Origin of the sequence: Desulfosarcina sp. BuS5, from assembly GCF_028752835.1 — a bacterium.
Taxonomy (GTDB): domain Bacteria; phylum Desulfobacterota; class Desulfobacteria; order Desulfobacterales; family BuS5; genus BuS5.
Map to the genome: position 1 here is coordinate 3865282 of NZ_CP087952.1, position 20184 is coordinate 3885465.

The window sequence follows — 20184 nt, forward strand, 5'->3', positions numbered from 1 at the left end:
TGCTAACCCGGATATCATCCCGCCGCATGATGTAACTGACGCACATAAAGAATCACTGTTCGGGGGGAGTATAGGGACGTCTATGAGATTATGCTTTACTTAGAAATAATTATATGATACATCTTAAACATGGCACGAAAAGCGAGACGAGAATAGATGCACCTGGAGCACTGCATCATATAATTGTCAGTGGGATAGAACGTAAGAAAATTTTCAGATCAGATTATGATCGGAAAAACTTTTTAAATCGGCTCAATAATTTGATTCCTGAAACACAAACCGAGTGTTTTGCATGGGTATTGATTCCAAACCACGTCCACTTATTATTAAAAACCGGATTGATTCCGGTTTCTGTGTTAATGAGTCGTTTGCTCACCGGATACGCGGTATGGTTCAATAAGAAATACCGTCGCCACGGTCAACTTTTTCAAAACAGGTACAAGTCGATTTTATGCCAGGAAGATATATATCTAAAGGAATTGGTGCGTTATATCCACTTAAACCCGTTGAGGGCGAGTCTTGTGGAAGATATGAAAAGCCTGGATAAATATAAGTGGTGCGGTCACAGTGTTCTGATGAATAAAGCCAGTGAGGAATGGCAGAATATCGATTATGTTTATAAACTGTTTTCCGGCAAAAAAAGATTGGCAATAAAAGGGTATCGAGCGTTTATTGAAAAAGGTATAAGCGCAGGTAAACGGCAGGATCGTGTCCTTTCGGCAAGCGTGCATAGCGCAAAAAAAAATTTAGCGTAGGTAAGCAGTCAGCAGTTAGGTGCCTGTTTTTTTGCAGGCACCCGGCTGATTAATCAGGATGGAAATATTAAAAAGTGATTTTATGCTTCAGGATTGTCCGGTTCAATCAGTGCGGATTTATAATTCCACGGCATCCATTTGTCTGGGGATTCTGACAACTCAGAGGCATGTTCCAGCAGTGCTGTCAGGTAATCAAAAGGATTGGTACCGGATAAATTACAGGTATGAATCAGACTCATGAACAGATCACCTACCATGGCACCATGCTCAGTTTTATAAAACAGAGCATTCTTGCGATGCAGAACGACCTTTTTCAAAGCCTGTTCGCAAATATTGTTGTCCAAAGGTACACCTGGTTCCCTGAGAAAAAGGGTCAACGCCTCCCAATGTTTGAGCATGTAGCCAATAGCCTGGCCCAGCCCGCTGTTGGGCTCCACCAAATGTTGGTCTATTTGTTTGTGAAACCAGGTGTTGAGCTTTTTCATCAGCGGACCGCTGTTGTCCTGATGAAACCGCAGCCGTTCTTCAGCTTCCATGTTCTGTTCTTTGGTAATCTTATCATTTTTATATACCTCTGCGAGGATTTCGAGTACATAACTGCACTCTTCCGGGAAGCTTTGCAGTACGTCAACAAACTGTCTTCGTCCATGTGTAAGACAATTTGCCAGCAGAGTTTCGAATTCTTTGTGTCCTTTCGGCAAGCGTGCATAGCGCAAAAAAAAATTTGGCGTAGGTAAGCAGTCAGCGGTTAGGTGCCTGTTTTTTGCAGGCACCCGGCTGATCAATCAGGATGGAAATATTAAAAAGTGATTTTATGCTTCAGGATTGTCCGGTTCAATCAGTGCGGATTTATAATTCCACGGCATCCATTTATCTGGGGATTCTGACAACTCAGAGGCATGTTCCAGCAGTGCTGTCAGGTAATCAAAAGGATTGGTACCGGATAAATTACAGGTATGAATCAGACTCATGAACAGATCACCTACCATGGCACCATGCTCAGTTTTATAAAACAGAGCATTCTTGCGATGCAGAACGACCTTTTTCAAAGCCTGTTCGCAAATATTGTTGTCCAAAGGTACACCTGGTTCCCTGAGAAAAAGGGTCAACGCCTCCCAATGTTTGAGCATGTAGCCAATAGCCTGGCCCAGCCCGCTGTTGGGCTCCACCAAATGTTGGTCTATTTGTTTGTGAAACCAGGTGTTGAGCTTTTTCATCAGCGGACCGCTGTTGTCCTGATGAAACCGCAGCCGTTCTTCAGCTTCCATGTTCTGTTCTTTGGTAATCTTATCATTTTTATATACCTCTGCGAGGATTTCGAGTACATAACTGCACTCTTCCGGGAAGCTTTGCAGTACGTCAACAAACTGTCTTCGTCCATGTGTAAGACAATTTGCCAGCAGAGTTTCGAATTCTTTGGGAACATTTCTGGACAGAGCATCACACATCTGAATGGGTGGGCTCAGACCAATACGACGCTTAAGTAAATCCATCAAGTTTTCTCCGGCATGCTGACGGCCGGTAAAAAACAGTGCAATTTTATGATCATCGGTTTTTGACAGTATACCCGTGGTAAATATACCTTTACGTTCCGGGTTATTTTCTTTGTTTTCCTTCATCAGGGACAAAACCTTCATAGTGGTGTCATCATTATGAATGATATCGCCCTGAGCGCCCTGACGGATAAATTCCTGATAAATCGGAGTAAGTTCCATTGCCATTTGATCGACAATCTCGAACTGTGTCGATGCAGGCAATGGTATGCCAAGACTTTGCTGAAGATCTTTAAGTCTGTTAAATGGCATACCGGTACCATATTTCAAAAGAGCAATCATGGCCTTGGCTTTTGCATCATATTTGTCTTCACCCACATTTTCAGGTGTCGATGCGGTGAAAATTGCTCCACAGAGATTACAGCGTAAACGCTGCATTTCATAGACAGTTCCACTTAATGGAGCGTTTCCGGTGATGCGTATGATTCGCTGCGGCTCCTTTAATTCATATACCTTGCCCTTTAAACATTCAGGGCAGTTGTCTCCAGGTTTAAGAGTATCATGGAAGACTCTGACTTTTTTTGCCCCGGTATAATTTTTAGCAGGTTTGCGGCCATGACCTTTTTTAGCTTTAACAGAATTCTTCTTTTTTGGGTGAGCCTTTGTTTTTCCAGTTTTTTCGGTAGTTGCACCAAACAGCATGCGCAACAGCCGTCGTATGGAGGCGGCTTTATTGTCCACACACTGACTTAAAAGGTAGATAGTGTCAGCCATAGCCTTGATGAGTTCATAGTCCTCAGGTGGCAACAGTTCTTTAACACGCTTTAAAAGAGCATCTAACTGCTTGACGTCCAGGTCTATACGTTCCGGGGTCTTCACTGTGTGTCCCCCCGTAAAAGGCTGCGAAAATTTTTGGCTAATGGATATCCCCAAACAGCCTTTATAGATCGGTTCGGTTTAAATGTTTGATCATTTTTACCCCTGCCGGTGGTGTCTCCAAGATACTTCCAGTTCGCAGCCTTGTAACAGGTACCGGCAAAACGGGTTTTGTCCACAAAAGTTTCAAGGTACCAGATGGGATGATTGTAGATTTTACGCCAATCCAGGGCCAAGATTTTTATCATGTGACCAAGAAGATGGGAGGCCAGATGTGGTACGCGCACCCATGGTAGAATTAAAAATCGTGTATTATACGCCAAAAGGTGCAGATTTTTTTTACGCGTCTTCGCATCCCAGCCGATAAACCTGTCCCTGCAGCCTATATGCCTCGCTGCAGAAGACCAGGCAAAACATGCTATTGGCCGCCCATCAGTATAAACGATGTATTTCAGCTGTTCGCCCACTGAATGGCAGTAACCCAGATAATGGTAATACTCGATCAGGCTGTTGAACATTTTTTCATGCGGGCTTCTGCGTACCTGGCAAAATTCAAGCGGCCGTATTTTGGCTAATTTTGTTTCCAGTAAAGTTTGATTGATCTGAATTTTTTTAGGTTTTCTACGTTCTACAAATGGATTATGGGGATTACATTTTTTGTCCGGCAGACGTATGAATCCTGCACGGTGCAGTTCTAACATCATACCCCGACAGACCATATCACGCAATGCCCCATTGGCCTGGACCCAATTCCAGGCTATGCACAGTTTTCTGGAAAGCGCCCGGCGGCTGGCATCCGGATTTTGAGCAATAAGCTCCTTGATAAAAATAATATCTTTGTCAGTAACGACTCTGCCTCTATACGTAAACATGGGCATCAAATATCACATTTTTTACTGGAACGTAAGTCATTAAATATTTTTTTTTATTTTTTTACAGGAATTGGCCGCCACAATGGTGCAACATGAGCCTTTACAGGATTACCGTTCCAGATCAGAAGCTGCAGTTCATGAACGGCCAGAGGCCTGACCGCCTCACCGGATTTGTTTGGCCACCAGTTGAAACGTCCCTTAGACAGCCTTTTCTGACACATCCAGAATCCTTGGCCATCATACATAATGATCTTTATGGCAGTTGCCTTTTTATTACGAAAAATAAAAACATACCCTGAAAATGGATCGGAGCGCAGCACCTGCCGACAAACAGCATTTAGACCGTCGATACCTTTTCTGAAATCCACCGGGTCTATGGCCAGCAGGATACGCATTTGCGGAGTTATCTGAATCATGGCTGACTCCAAAACTGTTGGGTTATATTGATCAAGTCAGAACTGTCCGCAATTTGCATTGTCATCCTGGCACCGTTCTGATGTTGCATCTCGATAATGCCCTTGAAAGGCAAAGGGGCTTGGGCTACATCAAGTTCGATGAAAGATGCCGTCGGCACGGACGGATTTGGTGATATATTCTGGACGTAATGCTTTAGCTTGGTATGGTTGAGGCTCAAGGCTTTTGATATACGGTGCAGAGAATAGGCAGGGTATAACGAGGCAGCGGCTTCCCATAATGCTTCCGGAATGGCTTTACCTCTATCCCGGCTGTTACGCCATTGTTTAAATTTTTCCCGTACTTCATCCAGACTGTACTCGCCTGAAGGCTGCATAAGATTCATCGGTCATCCTCCTTATATAATATTACGTGATTTGAATGACCGATACTACCTTATTTGAATTTGTTTTTCATGCACGCTTGCCGAAAGGACACACTGTTTTCCGGCAAAAAAAGATTGGCAATAAAAGGGTATCGAGCGTTTATTGAAAAAGGTATAAGCGCAGGTAAACGGCAGGATCTTACCGGTGGTGGATTATTAAGGAGTATAGGCGGCTGGTCGGTTCTCAAAGATTTTCGCAAAGCAGGCATACGTGTTAAGGGAGATGAACGCATTTTAGGTGACAGTGATTTTGTTGAAAATGTTTTAAAGGCCGCCGAAGAAGAATTTGAGCAGAAATATGAATTAAGAGCCAAAGGTTATGATTTCAATCGGGTAATACAGCGGGTTGCCGAAGTGATGGGCATGGAGATTGAGCAGGTAACGGCTTTCGGGAAATCACCGCCAACAGTTAAAGCGCGAAGTCTTTTATGTTTTTGGGCCCATCGAAAGCTCGGCATGACAACCATTGAAATTGGAAAAAAGCTGAATATATGCCAACCAGCGGTAAGTCGTTCATCTATAAGAGGTGAAAAAATTGAAAGAGAAAACAGATTTGAGTTGATAGGGTAAAAACGCATAATATCATAACGTCCCCATACCTGCCCCAATATCCGACACCCAAGGGGCACCATAATTCATAAGATCACTATGATTCCCCATGATTGCCCCCTGGCTTATATCCCAGAGGTCATCATAAACCGCTGAAGCGGCCAATGCCGTTCCTGAAAAAGATATAAGTACTGAAAAAACCAAAGCCCAAAATAAAGTTAAATTTCTCAAAACAATTCCTCCTTTTATGTTAAGATTTCTAATCAGTATGCGCTTTTAATTTCAGCCGCAAGCGTGAAATCGCTACCGTTCGGCGCATCTAAAAATAATAAAGTTATCATGGTAATTAGCAAGGAGCATGCCATTGTTGGATACTATGAGTTTTATTGAATAATATAAGGTGGTTATTGTATTATATGAATAATCGTTTAAAAAATAGTATGTAAAAAAGAAGCCAATATATGGGCAAAACTTTTCTGCTAAATGGTAAAAAATTACATATTTCTGTGGAAAAGTATATCTTATAGGGGAAACAACGGGGTCATATCTTAAATATTAACTATTGACTTATCAAACTATCTTTCATGATTAATGACAGAATAGTTCACATTTAAGATGTGACCCTGCTACTTCGCATATTGTTCGATTATGATTTTTCTAAACTTTCGAATATCCTCGACATCGGTTTTTAAAAACTCGTGCACAAATTTATCATCGATCTCTCCATACAAATGGACGAGCCGATTCCTGAATTTTGCCATTTGCCTCAGTCTTTGTCCAAGCTGTTGATGGAAAAGGCCTTTTTCCTCCAGTACTGTAAAAGAATCGGCATAATCGTTCGGAGCTCTTAATCGTTCCGAAGCGATGATATGATTCGCTACATCAAGGCAGCATTCTATACTGACTTGTAAATAATACTTGGCGCTGCCGATGATGATTTGGTTTTTCAAGAAGGCTTCTTCAGGTTCTTTGGAAATCTCTTTTAATAATCCCAGATAGTTTTCCAGTTGAATAAACTTTTGTGATATCTTTTCAATTGAAACCATTTTTCAACCCTTTGTACAGGATTACAATGCTATTTGTTCTAAATATGTCCTCTGATAATTGTGAATAACCGGTAAAAAATCAAAATATGCACTTCGGATGGACGTTTCGTATTCAATCCTGGCGTTATCATCACGGCAATAAATCAGGGTACCTTCAGTGATAATTTTGCCTGCAAGCACCAATGGAAGGGTGTTCATTATCCTGACATCACTCAGCGGACTACTCTTAAGTTTTCTATCTATATCCAATGCCAGAGCCATTTCTAAATCAAGCATTTCTCTCAGGGGCATTTGAGGCGCATAAATGCCAATATCCAGATCACTAAACGGGTGAGACTGACCAACAGCAATGCTGCCATACAGATAGGCAAAAAGAACTTTGGAATCGCCGAAAACATCCGGTGCAATTTTTAACAGCTTTTTTATGATTTTAGCACTTTTCATTTTATATCTTCTCAACCATCCATTCACCCACGTTACGATCGGTAAATTCAACCCCGAACAGATAAATTTCCTTGCCCGTGTTTTGATACTTCTCGAAATACTTCTCGAAATACTTCTTCTCTTTAATCTGACTTAAAGCTTTATTCTTATCCCCATTAAATTTGAATTCAAAAATATAGATATCTTTATCAATAATGACAGCATCTATCCTGCCCTTGTTTGTTTTTACTTCTGCTTTTACCTTTAACCCGATAAGAGAAAATATCAGGTAAAAAACTGTCTGATAATATTTTTCTTTGTTTATTTGAAGATCGTATGGAATGTTGGCAAAAAAAACGCGCAAGGTATCAAAAAATATTTCAAAATCATGCCCGCGCAGCGCATCAATCAACTTCCATGCGTAACCATTAACCAACTCTCTTTCCACAAAAGAATATGCCTCGGCCAGGCATTCGATCATTGAGTTTTTCACCTCAAAATTTGGATACGCCAGGGTATATCCCATCCTTTCCTTATCATAGCCTGTGATGGTCAGATATCCGGTCTGAAAGAGTATCGGTACGACTTTCAAATTTTCCATTTCGTATGAGCTAAACGCGGATTCACTCACCTCGACTCTGTCTAATCTATTTAAATCAAATCTTTTTTCCTTTATAAGTTTTATTAAAAAACTCGGGGTAGCACTTTCAAACCAGTAATTGCTAAATTCTGAGTTATCGAACAAAAGAAGCAATGAAAACGGATTAAAAATCTTTTCACCGCTCCGGCTAAAGCAAAAACCATCGTACCAGTATGTTATCTTTTTAATCAGTTCGGATTTATCAATACCTTCGGATTTTAAAAACTGATCAATATGCTTTTTAAAACAGCTCTCCATTTCTTGCCGGGTTATTCCGAGAAGCGATGAATATCCGGCATTCATGGAAATATCTTTTAGATTGTTCAATCCGCTGAAAACACCCGCCCTGGAAAACTTGCTCACACATGTCAGGAGAACAAACCTGATATGTTCATCACATGCCTTGATAATGGTATAAAACCCCTTTAATATTTCACGAAGCTCAATAGCCAGTTCCTTGTTTTCTATATTGTCAATGATCGGCTTGTCATATTCGTCAATAAGAACAACGACTTTATTGATTCCACTCAATTTGGTCAAAAGTTCATCAAACTTTATATCATACTGCGTTTGTTCAAGGGTGATTCCGTAAAGCTGCGCTGTTTTATCAAGCTGATATACAATATAGTTTATCAGCTCATCTCCGTTTCGCGCCTTTGATTTACTGAAATCTATCTTCACAACCGGATGTTTTTCCCATGCTAAATCTGCCTTGTATATCCACAGCCCCCTAAACAGCTCCTTCTCACCTTCAAATATCTCATTCAACGTGGAGATCAAAAGGCTTTTGCCGAACCGTCTCGGCCTGGAAAGAAAATATACACCCTTTGGATTTTTTACAAGGTCGAATATCTTTTCCGTCTTGTCCACATACAGATAATCATTTTGAATGATATCAGAAAATGTTTGTATCCCTATTGGAAGATTTTTCATATTCTGCACCTCATGACAATCTCGTACTCAAATCTCCAGAGTCACCCGGCGTGGGGAATAGAAAACGAGAATCGTTAAAAGTGTAAACTGTTTTTGAGTATTAATGAAGGCTGTCAAATTTCGCTATGCCCTTTATATGATGAACTCGTAAAAAGTCCCAACATTTTATTTTGACCACAATATACAGTTGTTTTATCTCTTTTGTAGCCAATATATTGAGTCAGGAAATCGAGTTTCCGACTTTTTACGAGACCATCATATGATTATTACATCTTAAATAATTTTACAGTCATATTGCAAAAATTTAGAATCATCAGACATCAGGGAAAGCTTGTTTGTCAAGGACTGTGCGATTAACATCCGGTCAAAAGGATCTTTATGGTGAAGCGGCAATTCACCTAAAACCATTGCATCAGATCCGGAGAAATCAAGAACTTCAAGCCCCATTTCCTGCGCCATTTCAAGCGGATCAAACTCAATGTTGATTTTGCCAATCGAATGTTTAATCATAAGCTCGGCAATGCTCATGGAACTTAGGAAGACTTCATTTGCTGGAGACACAAGGTCATAATGCCTTTTCTGATTGAGTCTGTCCGGGCAAGACAGCATCCACAGGAAAATATGGGTATCAACTAAAATTTTCACGAGTGTTCACCATAAAACATGGCATTTATTTCCTCATCCTCATCCATAAAATTATCCGGGATACTGATCTGTCCTGCAAGCAAACCGAGTTTGCGTTTTGCTTTAGGTTTATGTATGACTAATTCAACGAGGGGCAAATTATTCTTTGCAATTATCACCTCTTCGCCGTGATAAGCCATATCTATAAGTTTAGAAAGGTTTGCCTTGGCTTTGGATACATTGATAATCATTGTGTGCTCCTGTTTTAAAAAAGCTATATTTTATAGTATAGCTATTTAGGTCATGTTGGTCAAGGGGGGAGCATAGGGACGTCTATGATATTATGCTTTACTTAGAAATAATTATATGATACATCTTAAACATGGCACGAAAAGCGAGAATAGATGCACCTGGAGCACTGCATCATATAATTGTCAGGGGGATAGAACGTAAGAAAATTTTCAGATCAGATTATGATCGGAAAAACTTTTTAAATCGGCTCAATAATTTGATTCCTGAAACACAAACCGAGTGTTTTGCATGGGTATTGATTCCAAACCACGTCCACTTATTATTAAAAACCGGATTGATTCCGGTTTCTGTGTTAATGAGTCGTTTGCTCACCGGATACGCTGTATGGTTCAATAAGAAATACCGTCGCCACGGTCAACTTTTTCAAAACAGGTACAAGTCGATTTTATGCCAGGAAGATATATATCTAAAGGAATTGGTGCGTTATATCCACTTAAACCCGTTGAGGGCGGGTCTTGTGGAAGATATGAAAAGCCTGGATAAATATAAGTGGTGCGGTCACAGTGTTCTGATGAATAAAGCCAGTGAGGAATGGCAGAATATCGATTATGTTTATAAACTGTTTTCCGGCAAAAAAAGATTGGCAATAAAAGGGTATCGAGCGTTTGTGGAAAAAGGTATAAGCGCAGGTAAACGGTCGGATCTTACCGGTGGTGGATTATTAAGGAGTATAGGCGGCTGGTCGGTTCTCAAAGATTTTCGCAAAGCAGGCATACGTGTTAAGGGAGATGAACGCATTTTAGATGACAGTGATTTTGTTGAAAATGTTTTAAAGGCCGCCGAAGAAGAATTTGAGCAGAAATATGAATTAAGAGCCAAAGGTTATGATTTCAATCGGGTAATACAGCGGGTTGCCGAAGTGATGGGCATGGAGATTGAGCAGGTAACGGCTTTCGGGAAATCACCGCCAACAGTTAAAGCGCGAAGTCTTTTATGTTTTTGGGCTCATCGAAAGCTCGGCATGACAACCATTGAAATTGGAAAAAAGCTGAATATATGCCAATCAGCGGTAAGTCGTTCATCTATAAGAGGTGAAAAAATTGAAAGAGAAAACAGATTTGAGTTGATAGGGTAAAAACGCATAATATCATAGACGTCCCCATACCTGCCCCGTGGGAGCGAGTTGCGGCAGCCCCGATTGATTAATGCGCTGCTGACAAGGATTTGTGACATTGAAAGAAGTTTTATCAGGAATGGCACATCGTTTCCTGTTGGCGGGTCGTTGCTTTGTGTGGGAGTGAAAGAATAAGTTCGTGGGAAAGAGGAAAGAGGAAAGAGGAAAGAGGAAATGGGAAATAGGAGAGAGGCAAGAGGAGATATTGGCGTGATGACGGAAGGAAGTTGGCAGAGAGGAGTTTTTCGATAAGTTTCACCAAAAACATTGTGGTCTCAAAGAATGAACAAATTTGATTTTTTTCGCATTGTATGTGCCGAGGGCGAGGGGCAAAAAATAGAGTTTAAAGCCAAAATTACGGCTTTGGCTAAGGAGATGGTTGCGTTTGCCAACGCCTCAGGCGGCTCGGTATTTCTTGGCATATCCGATGACGGCAAGATCGTGGGGGTTGATGATTCCAATAGGCTCAGAAGTCAGATCCAGGATGTCGCAAACGGATGCGATCCCCGTATTGATATTCATATAGTGCCTCGCGGCAATGTTGTCGAGATTATTGTTCCAGAGGGTACAGATAAACCATACCGCTGCAAAGATGGTTTTTTCTTGCGTATCGGTCCTAATTCGCAACAGCTTAATAGAGATGAAATTCTGCGTTTTGCAATTAAAAGCAATAAAGTCCGATTTGATGAGCAATTTGAGCCGGCTATCAATGCAGGGAAACTGCTGGACAATGATAGATTGCGTGCCTTTTGCCGCCGCAAAGGCCTTCCGGAAAAAACACTGCCGGGCGACCTGCTAACAAATATTGGCATTGCTCAAAAACAACAAAAGCATCTACTCTTGACCCGTGCTGCAGTGCTGTTTTTTTGCCGTAAGCCACAACGCTTTTTTCCAGAAGCTTTTGTTACCTGTGCCCTTTATGCGGATGACACTCGTGCAACAATTCTGGATCGTATTGACGCCAAAGGTACCATGGAAGAACAGTTTGAGAGCGCAGTGGGATTTATTCGCCGAAATCTTCGTGTCTCTTACAAGATCGAACAAGCAGGGCCAAGAGAAGAGGTGCAGGAAATCCCCGAAGCAGTTTTTCGTGAGGCTTTGCTGAATGCTTTGACTCATCGTGATTATTTTGCCGACAGAGAACATATCTTTGTTCATATGCATCCATGCCGCATGGTTATAACGAGTCCAGGTGGTTTGCCGTACGGATTAACCCTTGAAGAACTCGGTACACGATCTGTTCCTCGCAACCGTCTGATTGCTGATATGTTCCACAGAATGGGCTATGTGGAGCGTCTTGGCAGCGGAATTCACCGTATGCGGGAAGCAATGGTTGGCGCACGCCTTCCGGTCCCCAAATTTTTACCCACCATTAATGCCTTTCTCGTTGAAGTTTTTACCTCCTTTGAGGCTGTCGGCGTTTCATCGGAAGGAGCGAAGCTTTGCAGGTGGCTTGTTCTCCATGGCCCGGCATCAATGCAAGATATTATGAGAGCTTTCCACATCTCCAAGACAACAGTCCATCGGCGCATTACAAAATTGATAGCTGATGGGTGGATCGAAGTTCACGGTTCAGGCCGGAGCACTAATTATGCTTTAAGTAATGTTTCTATGTGCAGCGGCAAGCAGGAGGAACGATGATATCGTTTTATATCACCATGTTATGTGCAAAATGGAACGAAGGCGAAACGAAGGAAGGGTTTAACATGGGTTCGTGTCTTCACTCTTGGCAGATCGGAAAGTGGATAGAGAATAGGGGAAATAGAGAGTAGGGAAGGGGATATGGGGGAGAGGAAAGAGGAAATAGGATAGAGAATGACCGGGTCATTATCAGGATTCTCCTTTTCTCTATTCTTTATCCTTCCCTTAACTTGGTGCCTTAGCGCCTTTGCGTGAGGATATAAAAACATGAAAATACCATTTAACAAGCCGTTTATTGTCGGCAAAGAGCTTTATAACATTGCCCAGGCGGTGGTTGAATCGCACCTTTCCGGTGACGGGCCGTTCACAGGGGGGAGTATAGGGACGGGGGGGAGTATAGGGACGTCTATGATATTATGCTTTACTTAGAAATAATTATATGATACATCTTAAACATGGCACGAAAAGCGAGAATAGATGCACCTGGAGCACTGCATCATATAATTGTCAGGGGGATAGAACGTAAGAAAATTTTCAGATCAGATTATGATCGGAAAAACTTTTTAAATCGGCTCAATAATTTGATTCCTGAAACACAAACCGAGTGTTTTGCATGGGTATTGATTCCAAACCACGTCCACTTATTATTAAAAACCGGATTGATTTCGGTTTCTGTGTTAATGAGTCGTTTGCTCACCGGATACGCGGTATGGTTCAATAAGAAATACTCTCGCCACGGTCAACTTTTTCAAAACAGGTACAAGTCGATTTTATGCCAGGAAGATATATATCTAAAGGAATTGGTGCGTTATATCCACTTAAACCCGTTGAGGGCGGGTCTTGTGGAAGATATGAAAAGCCTGGATAAATATAAGTGGTGCGGTCACAGTGTTCTGATGAATAAAGCCAGTGAGGAATGGCAGAATATCGATTATGTTTATAAACTGTTTTCCGGCAAAAAAAGATTGGCAATAAAAGGGTATCGAGCGTTTATTGCAAAAGGTATAAGCGCAGGTAAACGGTCGGATCTTACCGGTGGTGGATTATTAAGGAGTATAGGCGGCTGGTCGGTTCTCAAAGATTTTCGCAAAGCAGGCATACGTGTTAAGGGAGATGAACGCATTTTAGGTGACAGTGATTTTGTTGAAAATGTTTTAAAGGCCGCCGAAGAAGAATTTGAGCAGAAATATGAATTAAGAGCCAAAGGTTATGATTTCAATCGGGTAATACAGCGGGTTGCCGAAGTGATGGGCATGGAGATTGAGCAGGTAACGGCTTTCGGGAAATCACCGCCAACAGTTAAAGCGCGAAGTCTTTTATGTTTTTGGGCTCATCGAAAGCTCGGCATGACAACTATTGAAATTGGAAAAAAGCTGAATATATGCCAATCAGCGGTAAGTCGTTTATCCATAAGAGGTGAAAAAATTGAAAGAGAAAACAGATTTGAGTTGATAGCGTAAAAACGCATAATATCATAGACGTCCCCATACCTGCCCCGGCAGCGGCTTTACTCATACTCAGGGTGTTGCAAACGATTCAACCTATTATTATTCCGCTTTTTCTTACAGCGCGGCCGGCAATTATAATACGGCTGTTACTGTCAGCGCGACTCCCACGGCTGCTTCCAATATTGCGCCCGGCGCTTCCACGTCCGGAAGCCAGACCTCCGGTGCGGCTAACGAGGCTGTTTATTTCGCCGGTTCCGGTTCCGATTCCGATGTTGACGGAAGTATTGTGTCTTATTTATGGAATTTCGGAGACGGCACAACCAGCTCGGAGCAAAACCCGTCCCATGTATACACCGCTCCCGATACCTATAATGTAACTCTTACGGTAACTGATAATGAGGGCGCTTCCGGGGAGGATTCTGTTGATGTTGTTATTGCGGCGGATCTTACACCGCCTGCGATTGTATCGGCTGTAGGGGTTAAATAAAAAAACAGTTTTAAGTTGTTAAGTTTTAAGTGTTAGGTGGTGTTTTTCTTAAAACTTAATAACTTAAAACTTAACAACTTATTAAAGCAACTTAACCAGAGTTGCGATAACAGCGGACTGGGCCAGAAGCATTCCGGCCACCCATTTTATGACCCCGCCTTTGGTTTCGGCAATCTCCTTTTGTAAAGTGCCTTTGGTTTCGGCAATCTCCTTTTGTAAAGCGCCTTTTATTTCGGCAATCTCCTTTTGCAGCATCAGGGGGGAGTATAGGGACGTCTATGATATTATGCTTTACTTAGAAATAATTATATGATACATCTTAAACATGGCACGAAAAGCGAGAATAGATGCACCTGGAGCACTGCATCATATAATTGTCAGGGGGATAGAACGTAAGAAAATTTTCAGATCAGATTATGATCGGAAAAACTTTTTAAATCGGCTCAATAATTTGATTCCTGAAACACAAACCGAGTGTTTTGCATGGGTATTGATTCCAAACCACGTCCACTTATTATTAAAAACCGGATTGATTTCGGTTTCTGTGTTAATGAGTCGTTTGCTCACCGGATACGCGGTATGGTTCAATAAGAAATACTCTCGCCACGGTCAACTTTTTCAAAACAGGTACAAGTCGATTTTATGCCAGGAAGATATATATCTAAAGGAATTGGTGCGTTATATCCACTTAAACCCGTTGAGGGCGGGTCTTGTGGAAGATATGAAAAGCCTGGATAAATATAAGTGGTGTGGTCACAGCGTTCTGATGAATAAAACCAGTGAGGAATGGCAGAATATCGATTATGTTTATAAACTGTTTTCCGGCAAAAAAAGATTGGCAATAAAAGGGTATCGAGCGTTTATTGAAAAAGGTATAAGCGCAGGTAAACGGCAGGATCTTACCGGTGGTGGATTATTAAGGAGTATAGGCGGCTGGTCGGTTCTCAAAGATTTTCGCAAAGCAGGCATACGTGTTAAGGGAGATGAACGCATTTTAGGTGACAGTGATTTTGTTGAAAATGTTTTAAAGGCCGCCGAAGAAGAATTTGAGCAGAAATATGAATTAAGAGCCAAAGGTTATGATTTCAATCGGGTAATACAGCGGGTTGCCGAAGTGATGGGCATGGAGATTGAGCAGGTAACGGCTTTCGGGAAATCACCGCCAACAGTTAAAGAGCGAAGTCTTTTATGTTTTTGGGTTCATCGAAAGCTCGGCATGACAACCATTGAAATTGGAAAAAAGCTGAATATATGCCAATCAGCGGTAAGTCGTTCATCCATAAGAGGTGAAAAAATTGAAAGAGAAAACAGATTTGAGTTGATAGGGTAAAAACACATAATATCATACCTGCCCCCATACCTGCCCCGATGGTTCGTCCAATTCTTTCGATGTCATTTCATTTAGCCAACAGCCTTGCCTCATTAATCACCTCAAGAATTGAAGGTTTTTCGGTACCAGTTACTTTATCTGAAAGGTGTTTGTGATGGGGGAAACCCTCAAGATCAGGAAAATGTGGTGTGTTGTCATATCGAAAAACAAGTTTGTTTTGCTTGTCCTGAAAATGATAGCGATAGCCAAGATGAATGAGTTGACCTGCTTCAACAATAGCAGCTTCATTAAGCTCCAGCAGATATCCATTCAAAAAGCGAACTCGAATTCGCAAGTTCACACGATTAGTCGCAAGAAGCTCCTCTTCATAGTGCTCAACTTTGGCATTTTCTAACTCTCGAACCTCGATCGCAATATCTCCAAGGTATTGAGATAGCAAATCAAGCAACATGCCGCAGGCCTTTTTCTATTTCAAGACTAATCTTCATATAATATTGATAGTCATTCCCCCATTCGACGAAATCAATAGAATCTTCCATCTGTCCCTTGCAGAATTTATCGAAAAACTCCTCCGATGCCATCCGGTATCGATCCTCATAAACGCTTAGGCGCTTAGCAACAGCTACAAGGGCGTCTACAGGTGAATCATACTCAATTCTTTGTTTACGCATAGCTCCTCCTTAGTTTGTCCCTAAAAGTCTTCAACTTATTTTGATACCTTTTTTAATTATCTTTTTAACAAAAAAATATTACAAATTCAGGGTATTGTCAATTCTTTAAAATTTTCAATGTCTTTTAAATCGGGGGGAGTATAGGGACGTCTATGATATTATGCTTTACTTAGAAATAATTATATGATACATCTTAAACATGGCACGAAAAGCGAGAATAGATGCACCTGGAGCATTGCATCATATAATTGTCAGGGGGATAGAACGTAAGAAAATTTTCAGATCAGATTAGGATCGGAAAAACTTTTTAAATCGGCTCAATAATTTGATTCCTGAAACACAAACCGAGTGTTTTGCATGGGTATTGATTCCAAATCACGTCCACTTATTATTAAAAACCGGATTGATTCCGGTTTCTGTGTTAATGAGTCGTTTGCTCACCGGATACGCGGTATGGTTCAATAAGAAATACCGTCGCCACGGTCAACTTTTTCAAAACAGGTACAAGTCAATTTTATGCCAGGAAGATATATATCTAAAGGAATTGGTGCGTTATATCCACTTAAACCCGTTGAGGGCGGGTCTTGTGGAAGATATGAAAAGCCTGGATAAATATAAGTGGTGCGGTCACAGTGTTCTGATGAATAAAGCCAGTGAGGAATGGCAGAATATCGATTATGTTTATAAACTGTTTTCCGGCAAAAAAAGATTGGCAATAAAAGGGTATCGAGCGTTTGTGGAAAAAGGTATAAGCGCAGGTAAACGGCAGGATCTTACCGGTGGTGGATTATTAAGGAGTATAGGCGGCTGGTCGGTTCTCAAAGATTTTCGCAAAGCAGGCATACGTGTTAAGGGAGATGAACGCATTTTAGGTGACAGTGATTTTGTTGAAAATGTTTTAAAGGCCGCCGAAGAAGAATTTGAGCAGAAATATGAATTAAGAGCCAAAGGTTATGATTTCAATCGGGTAATACAGCGGGTTGCCGAAGTGATGGGCATGGAGATTGAGCAGGTAACGGCTTTCGGGAAATCACCGCCAACAGTTAAAGCGCGAAGTCTTTTATGTTTTTGGGCTCATCGAAAGCTCGGCATGACAACTATTGAAATTGGAAAAAAGCTGAATATATGCCAATCAGCGGTAAGTCGTTCATCCATAAGAGGTGAAAAAATTGAAAGAGAAAACAGATTTGAGTTGATAAGGGTGTTGCAAAGTAAAAAAACTTTTATAATAAAATCAATTAGTTAACCCAGAAAAACCCCATTTTTCCATTATGGCGTAACTATTTGTTTTAACTACCGATAATAACAATCTTTGCAACACCCTTTTGATAGGGTAAAAACGCATAATATCATAGACGTCCCCATACCTGCCCCATATACTGCCATGAACAGTTTAATGAACCTGTATCAATAAAGAGGATTCGTCAGCTTAGAAATACCATCCAGAACGAATTACGTACTGACGAAAAAAAACGTATGGTCTAATAATCTGATTATCAAAGAGCAAATGCTATATGCAAAAACTTAACCGGACACTACTGAGTTTTTGATATATTTCAATCCTCACCAAAAAGTTCTAAGCCCAAATTTATGATATGCTTTGAAATCGCGATCCTTTGATAGCAAGGTCATTTTTCGCTGAATAGCCTGCCAGATAATGATACGGTCAAAGGGGTCCTTGTGTGTGAGCTTTGGCAACTTATGGAAATTAGATGCTTCAGCGGCGGTGATCGATAATATTTCCAGACTCATCTGAACGGCAAAATCAGGCAATTCTTCCGGCATTACTCCAGTCAATTCGAGTTTTCCAAGTGCATACTTCAAGGAAATTTCCCAGAATGTAACTACACTGACAGCCACGTCATTGTTCGGAGACTTTATCTCACTAATTACTGCCTCGCTCAATTTGTCGGGGGTAAAAAGCAACCATAAAAATACATGGGTATCCAGTAATAAGTTCATGAGGCAAGCATTTCTTTCTCACTAATCTTAAAGTCGTCATGGATTATGCATCCGGCCCGGTCCTTAAGTAAGCCAATACTCCTTTCCTGTGTAGAGGTATAGGCTGAATATGGTACAATTACAGCGACTTTTTCCCGTTTTTTGCCGTAACTTATAACAATTTCCTGACCACTTCTTATTTTTTTCAAAACTTCCGAAAAATCGGTTTTCAGTTCTCCTATCGTAAGTGTTTGCATATGAGCCTCCTTCATATTGTGCATTTATGCAACATTACACAGTTCTTGACAACTTGTCAAGAACAAAAAAACAACAAGGGAGAGCGGGAATAGCTGGGCAGGGCGTGAATGAAAGATCATTTTCTTGATCAGGTGGGCGTTTGAAACAACTAATCCCGCAGAGCCATTTACGATTTCAGCAAAAATAAACCATGCAGCCATACAATAAAGGGAACATCATTTTTAGGCTGAACCCTACAGGAAATTCCCTTCGTCAATTTCATCAACCCTGACTTTTGAAGACAGTGCTGAATAGAATTCAATAATGCTGATATCTGAGATTATAAATTCAGCGTCTGATTCTGTAAATAATCTGTTTATAAGATCGCTGCCATCTTCCCAGTGATATCGTTTGACAATAGCGCTGGTGTCGAAAAAAATATTTGCTCAAACTCTTTCCTCTCTGCCTTTGATAAAGGCATTTGATTAACTGTAGGTATCAAAGGGACATCCATTGGAATATTGGGCAGCCTTCATTTTCAGTTTATGTTTACTTTGGATAAAAAATTGAATTTATTTTTGAGCGAGCCCTTATGAACGAGAAGAACGAGAACAAGATAAAATATATAAGGCACAGAGGCGGAAGGCAACAAAAAAATCAGATGTTTTGCAAGGTTATCATTTTTTAAAGGTCTTGGGGGAGTATAGGGACGGGGGGAGTATAGGGACGTCTATGAGATTATGCTTTACTTAGAAATAATTATATGATACATCTTAAACATGGCACGAAAAGCGAGAATAGATGCACCTGGAGCATTGCATCATATAATTGTCAGGGGGATAGAACGTAAGAAAATTTTCAGATCAGATTAGGATCGGAAAAACTTTTTAAATCGGCTCAATAATTTGATTCCTGAAACACAAACCGAGTGTTTTGCATGGGTATTGATTCCAAATCACGTCCACTTATTATTAAAAACCGGATTGATTCCGGTTTCTGTGTTAATGAGTCGTTTGCTCACCGGATACGCGGTATGGTTCAATAAGAAATACCGTCGCCACGGTCAACTTTTTCAAAACAGGTACAAGTCAATTTTATGCCAGGAAGATATATATCTAAAGGAATTGGTGCGTTATATCCACTTAAACCCGTTGAGGGCGGGTCTTGTGGAAGATATGAAAAGCCTGGATAAATATAAGTGGTGCGGTCACAGTGTTCTGATGAATAAAGCCAGTGAGGAATGGCAGAATATCGATTATGTTTATAAACTGTTTTCCGGCAAAAAAAGATTGGCAATAAAAGGGTATCGAGCGTTTGTGGAAAAAGGTATAAGCGCAGGTAAACGGCAGGAACTTACCGGTGGTGGATTATTAAGGAGTATAGGCGACTGGTCGGTTCTCAAAGATTTTCGCAAAGCAGGCATACGTGTTAAGGGAGATGAACGCATTTTAGATGACAGTGATTTTGTTGAAAATGTTTTAAAGGCCGCCGAAGAAGAATTTGAGCAGAAATATGAATTAAGAGCCAAAGGTTATGATTTCAATCGGGTAATGCAGCGGGTTGCCGAAGTGATGGGCATGGAGATTGAGCAGGTAACGGCTTTCGGGAAATCACCGCCAACAGTTAAAGCGCGAAGTCTTTTATGTTTTTGGGCTCATCGAAAGCTCGGCATGACAACCATTGAAATTGGAAAAAAGCTGAATATATGCCAATCAGCGCTAAGTCGTTCATCCATAAGAGGTGAAAAAATTGAAAGAGAAAACAGATTTGAGTTGATAGGGTAAAAACGCATAATATCATAGACGTCCCCATACCTGCCCCAACCTTGTTGCTCAATCGTAACATGTTGCGGTGTCTTTTAAGTCTCCTGAATATGTCTTGGCAATGTGGCTGATGCTTTAGCAGGACAAGGTGGCAGGGATGATGGTTGAGGCGGAATTTAAGTAACTTAAAT

The 20184-nt window shown here is 41.0% G+C and carries 24 protein-coding genes and 2 pseudogenes; 10 read left to right on the forward strand and 16 right to left on the reverse strand.

Features of this window, described 5'->3' with window-relative positions; translation table 11 throughout:
• Nucleotides 1-113 precede the first annotated feature (113 nt).
• Complete coding sequence (locus tag BuS5_RS18625; RefSeq protein WP_274427860.1) at nt 114-755, forward strand: transposase; 642 nt, start codon at nt 114-116, stop codon at nt 753-755.
• Nucleotides 756-835: 80 nt separating this feature from the next.
• On the opposite strand, the gene BuS5_RS18630 is transcribed toward BuS5_RS18625, so the two are convergent.
• The 5 genes from BuS5_RS18630 to BuS5_RS18650 all read right to left on the reverse strand — a co-directional run bounded on the left by BuS5_RS18630 (nt 836) and on the right by BuS5_RS18650 (nt 4795).
• Entirely contained in the window at nt 836-1456 is a 621-nt protein-coding gene (locus BuS5_RS18630) for an IS66 family transposase (protein WP_274427861.1), read from the reverse strand.
• A 111-nt stretch (nt 1457-1567) separates the two neighbouring features.
• Nucleotides 1568-3127, reverse strand: coding sequence for an IS66 family transposase (tnpC, locus tag BuS5_RS18635; protein WP_274427632.1), 1560 nt, complete (start codon nt 3125-3127; stop codon nt 1568-1570).
• Nucleotides 3124-3996 (reverse strand): DUF4338 domain-containing protein, encoded by an 873-nt coding sequence (locus tag BuS5_RS18640; RefSeq protein WP_274427862.1) that lies wholly within the window; start codon nt 3994-3996, stop codon nt 3124-3126. Before BuS5_RS18640 ends, tnpC begins: the two co-directional genes overlap by 4 nt.
• A 53-nt stretch (nt 3997-4049) precedes the next feature.
• On the reverse strand, nt 4050-4412 hold the full coding sequence (gene tnpB / locus BuS5_RS18645; protein ID WP_274427634.1) for an IS66 family insertion sequence element accessory protein TnpB: 363 nt from the start codon (nt 4410-4412) through the stop codon (nt 4050-4052).
• Nucleotides 4409-4795: a hypothetical protein gene (locus tag BuS5_RS18650; protein WP_274427635.1), complete on the reverse strand. Its 387-nt coding sequence runs from the start codon at nt 4793-4795 to the stop codon at nt 4409-4411. The genes tnpB and BuS5_RS18650 overlap by 4 nt, the downstream gene beginning before the upstream one ends.
• A 69-nt stretch (nt 4796-4864) precedes the next feature.
• Here BuS5_RS18650 and BuS5_RS18655 point away from each other — a divergent pair, with 69 nt between their 5' ends.
• The gene (locus tag BuS5_RS18655) at nt 4865-5404 is read left to right on the forward strand and encodes a hypothetical protein (RefSeq protein WP_274427863.1); all 540 of its coding nucleotides are present in this window, start codon (nt 4865-4867) and stop codon (nt 5402-5404) included.
• 12 nt (nt 5405-5416) lie between these two features.
• On the opposite strand, the gene BuS5_RS18660 is transcribed toward BuS5_RS18655, so the two are convergent.
• From BuS5_RS18660 to BuS5_RS18685, 6 genes are all read right to left on the reverse strand, one after another.
• Nucleotides 5417-5614, reverse strand: coding sequence for a hypothetical protein (locus tag BuS5_RS18660; protein WP_027355016.1), 198 nt, complete (start codon nt 5612-5614; stop codon nt 5417-5419).
• A gap of 395 nt (nt 5615-6009) precedes the next feature.
• Nucleotides 6010-6429, reverse strand: a complete 420-nt coding sequence (hepT, locus tag BuS5_RS18665) for a type VII toxin-antitoxin system HepT family RNase toxin (RefSeq protein WP_051375185.1) — start codon at nt 6427-6429, stop codon at nt 6010-6012.
• A gap of 21 nt (nt 6430-6450) precedes the next feature.
• Nucleotides 6451-6873 carry a type VII toxin-antitoxin system MntA family adenylyltransferase antitoxin gene (gene mntA / locus BuS5_RS18670; RefSeq protein ID WP_027355018.1) on the reverse strand — a complete coding sequence of 141 codons (423 nt, stop codon included), beginning with the start codon at nt 6871-6873 and terminating at the stop codon, nt 6451-6453.
• A gap of 1 nt (nt 6874) precedes the next feature.
• Nucleotides 6875-8425 carry an ATP-binding protein gene (locus tag BuS5_RS18675; RefSeq protein WP_274427865.1) on the reverse strand — a complete coding sequence of 517 codons (1551 nt, stop codon included), beginning with the start codon at nt 8423-8425 and terminating at the stop codon, nt 6875-6877.
• 273 nt (nt 8426-8698) lie between these two features.
• Nucleotides 8699-9070 (reverse strand): type II toxin-antitoxin system VapC family toxin, encoded by a 372-nt coding sequence (locus BuS5_RS18680; protein WP_027355020.1) that lies wholly within the window; start codon nt 9068-9070, stop codon nt 8699-8701.
• Nucleotides 9067-9300 carry a type II toxin-antitoxin system Phd/YefM family antitoxin gene (locus tag BuS5_RS18685; RefSeq protein WP_027355021.1) on the reverse strand — a complete coding sequence of 78 codons (234 nt, stop codon included), beginning with the start codon at nt 9298-9300 and terminating at the stop codon, nt 9067-9069. The genes BuS5_RS18680 and BuS5_RS18685 overlap by 4 nt, the downstream gene beginning before the upstream one ends.
• 131 nt (nt 9301-9431) lie before the next feature.
• Between BuS5_RS18685 and BuS5_RS18690 the strand changes: the two genes are divergently transcribed.
• The 5 genes from BuS5_RS18690 to BuS5_RS18710 all read left to right on the forward strand — a co-directional run bounded on the left by BuS5_RS18690 (nt 9432) and on the right by BuS5_RS18710 (nt 14051).
• Complete coding sequence (locus BuS5_RS18690; RefSeq protein ID WP_274427867.1) at nt 9432-10436, forward strand: transposase; 1005 nt, start codon at nt 9432-9434, stop codon at nt 10434-10436.
• 321 nt (nt 10437-10757) lie between these two features.
• Nucleotides 10758-12116 carry an ATP-binding protein gene (locus BuS5_RS18695; protein WP_051375225.1) on the forward strand — a complete coding sequence of 453 codons (1359 nt, stop codon included), beginning with the start codon at nt 10758-10760 and terminating at the stop codon, nt 12114-12116.
• A gap of 267 nt (nt 12117-12383) precedes the next feature.
• Complete coding sequence (locus BuS5_RS18700; protein ID WP_157487502.1) at nt 12384-12545, forward strand: hypothetical protein; 162 nt, start codon at nt 12384-12386, stop codon at nt 12543-12545.
• Between the two features lie 26 nt (nt 12546-12571).
• Entirely contained in the window at nt 12572-13576 is a 1005-nt protein-coding gene (locus tag BuS5_RS18705) for a transposase (protein ID WP_274427869.1), read from the forward strand.
• A gap of 169 nt (nt 13577-13745) precedes the next feature.
• Nucleotides 13746-14051: a PKD domain-containing protein gene (locus BuS5_RS18710; protein WP_274428173.1), complete on the forward strand. Its 306-nt coding sequence runs from the start codon at nt 13746-13748 to the stop codon at nt 14049-14051.
• A gap of 81 nt (nt 14052-14132) precedes the next feature.
• On the opposite strand, the gene BuS5_RS18715 is transcribed toward BuS5_RS18710, so the two are convergent.
• Nucleotides 14133-14306: a hypothetical protein gene (locus BuS5_RS18715; RefSeq protein ID WP_274427870.1), complete on the reverse strand. Its 174-nt coding sequence runs from the start codon at nt 14304-14306 to the stop codon at nt 14133-14135.
• Between the two features lie 70 nt (nt 14307-14376).
• On the opposite strand from BuS5_RS18715, the gene BuS5_RS18720 reads away from it, so the two are divergent.
• Entirely contained in the window at nt 14377-15381 is a 1005-nt protein-coding gene (locus tag BuS5_RS18720) for a transposase (protein ID WP_274427871.1), read from the forward strand.
• Nucleotides 15382-15448: 67 nt separating this feature from the next.
• On the opposite strand, the gene tumE is transcribed toward BuS5_RS18720, so the two are convergent.
• Nucleotides 15449-15832, reverse strand: coding sequence for a toxin TumE (gene tumE, locus BuS5_RS18725; protein ID WP_274427873.1), 384 nt, complete (start codon nt 15830-15832; stop codon nt 15449-15451).
• Nucleotides 15822-16052, reverse strand: a complete 231-nt coding sequence (tumA, locus tag BuS5_RS18730; protein WP_274427874.1) for an antitoxin TumA — start codon at nt 16050-16052, stop codon at nt 15822-15824. The genes tumE and tumA overlap by 11 nt, the downstream gene beginning before the upstream one ends.
• 313 nt (nt 16053-16365) lie before the next feature.
• Here tumA and BuS5_RS18735 point away from each other — a divergent pair.
• A pseudogene (locus tag BuS5_RS18735) lies at nt 16366-17298 on the forward strand (transposase); the annotation flags it as partial.
• A gap of 317 nt (nt 17299-17615) precedes the next feature.
• Here BuS5_RS18735 and BuS5_RS18740 read toward each other — a convergent pair.
• Together BuS5_RS18740 and BuS5_RS18745 are read right to left on the reverse strand one after the other, a co-directional pair.
• On the reverse strand, nt 17616-18014 hold the full coding sequence (locus BuS5_RS18740) for a type II toxin-antitoxin system VapC family toxin (protein WP_027355158.1): 399 nt from the start codon (nt 18012-18014) through the stop codon (nt 17616-17618).
• Nucleotides 18011-18250, reverse strand: a complete 240-nt coding sequence (locus BuS5_RS18745; protein ID WP_027355157.1) for a type II toxin-antitoxin system Phd/YefM family antitoxin — start codon at nt 18248-18250, stop codon at nt 18011-18013. Before BuS5_RS18745 ends, BuS5_RS18740 begins: the two co-directional genes overlap by 4 nt.
• 873 nt (nt 18251-19123) lie before the next feature.
• Here BuS5_RS18745 and BuS5_RS18750 point away from each other — a divergent pair.
• A pseudogene (locus BuS5_RS18750) lies at nt 19124-20014 on the forward strand (transposase); the annotation flags it as partial.
• Nucleotides 20015-20184: the final 170 nt, after the last annotated feature.

What these genes read in the sequence shown, in the direction of transcription:
- BuS5_RS18625 (WP_274427860.1), top strand. Translation starts at nt 114, where the DNA reads ATGATACATCTTAAACATGGCACGAAAAGCGAGACGAGAATAGATGCA.
- BuS5_RS18640 (WP_274427862.1), bottom strand. Translation starts at nt 3,996, where the DNA reads ATGTTTACGTATAGAGGCAGAGTCGTTACTGACAAAGATATTATTTTT.
- tnpB (WP_274427634.1), bottom strand. Translation starts at nt 4,412, where the DNA reads ATGATTCAGATAACTCCGCAAATGCGTATCCTGCTGGCCATAGACCCG.
- BuS5_RS18650 (WP_274427635.1), bottom strand. Translation starts at nt 4,795, where the DNA reads ATGAATCTTATGCAGCCTTCAGGCGAGTACAGTCTGGATGAAGTACGG.
- BuS5_RS18655 (WP_274427863.1), top strand. Translation starts at nt 4,865, where the DNA reads ATGCACGCTTGCCGAAAGGACACACTGTTTTCCGGCAAAAAAAGATTG.
- hepT (WP_051375185.1), bottom strand. Translation starts at nt 6,429, where the DNA reads ATGGTTTCAATTGAAAAGATATCACAAAAGTTTATTCAACTGGAAAAC.
- mntA (WP_027355018.1), bottom strand. Translation starts at nt 6,873, where the DNA reads ATGAAAAGTGCTAAAATCATAAAAAAGCTGTTAAAAATTGCACCGGAT.
- BuS5_RS18675 (WP_274427865.1), bottom strand. Translation starts at nt 8,425, where the DNA reads ATGAAAAATCTTCCAATAGGGATACAAACATTTTCTGATATCATTCAA.
- BuS5_RS18685 (WP_027355021.1), bottom strand. Translation starts at nt 9,300, where the DNA reads ATGATTATCAATGTATCCAAAGCCAAGGCAAACCTTTCTAAACTTATA.
- BuS5_RS18690 (WP_274427867.1), top strand. Translation starts at nt 9,432, where the DNA reads ATGGCACGAAAAGCGAGAATAGATGCACCTGGAGCACTGCATCATATA.
- BuS5_RS18695 (WP_051375225.1), top strand. Translation starts at nt 10,758, where the DNA reads ATGAACAAATTTGATTTTTTTCGCATTGTATGTGCCGAGGGCGAGGGG.
- BuS5_RS18700 (WP_157487502.1), top strand. Translation starts at nt 12,384, where the DNA reads ATGAAAATACCATTTAACAAGCCGTTTATTGTCGGCAAAGAGCTTTAT.
- BuS5_RS18705 (WP_274427869.1), top strand. Translation starts at nt 12,572, where the DNA reads ATGGCACGAAAAGCGAGAATAGATGCACCTGGAGCACTGCATCATATA.
- BuS5_RS18715 (WP_274427870.1), bottom strand. Translation starts at nt 14,306, where the DNA reads ATGCTGCAAAAGGAGATTGCCGAAATAAAAGGCGCTTTACAAAAGGAG.
- BuS5_RS18720 (WP_274427871.1), top strand. Translation starts at nt 14,377, where the DNA reads ATGGCACGAAAAGCGAGAATAGATGCACCTGGAGCACTGCATCATATA.
- tumE (WP_274427873.1), bottom strand. Translation starts at nt 15,832, where the DNA reads ATGTTGCTTGATTTGCTATCTCAATACCTTGGAGATATTGCGATCGAG.
- tumA (WP_274427874.1), bottom strand. Translation starts at nt 16,052, where the DNA reads ATGCGTAAACAAAGAATTGAGTATGATTCACCTGTAGACGCCCTTGTA.
- BuS5_RS18740 (WP_027355158.1), bottom strand. Translation starts at nt 18,014, where the DNA reads ATGAACTTATTACTGGATACCCATGTATTTTTATGGTTGCTTTTTACC.
- BuS5_RS18745 (WP_027355157.1), bottom strand. Translation starts at nt 18,250, where the DNA reads ATGCAAACACTTACGATAGGAGAACTGAAAACCGATTTTTCGGAAGTT.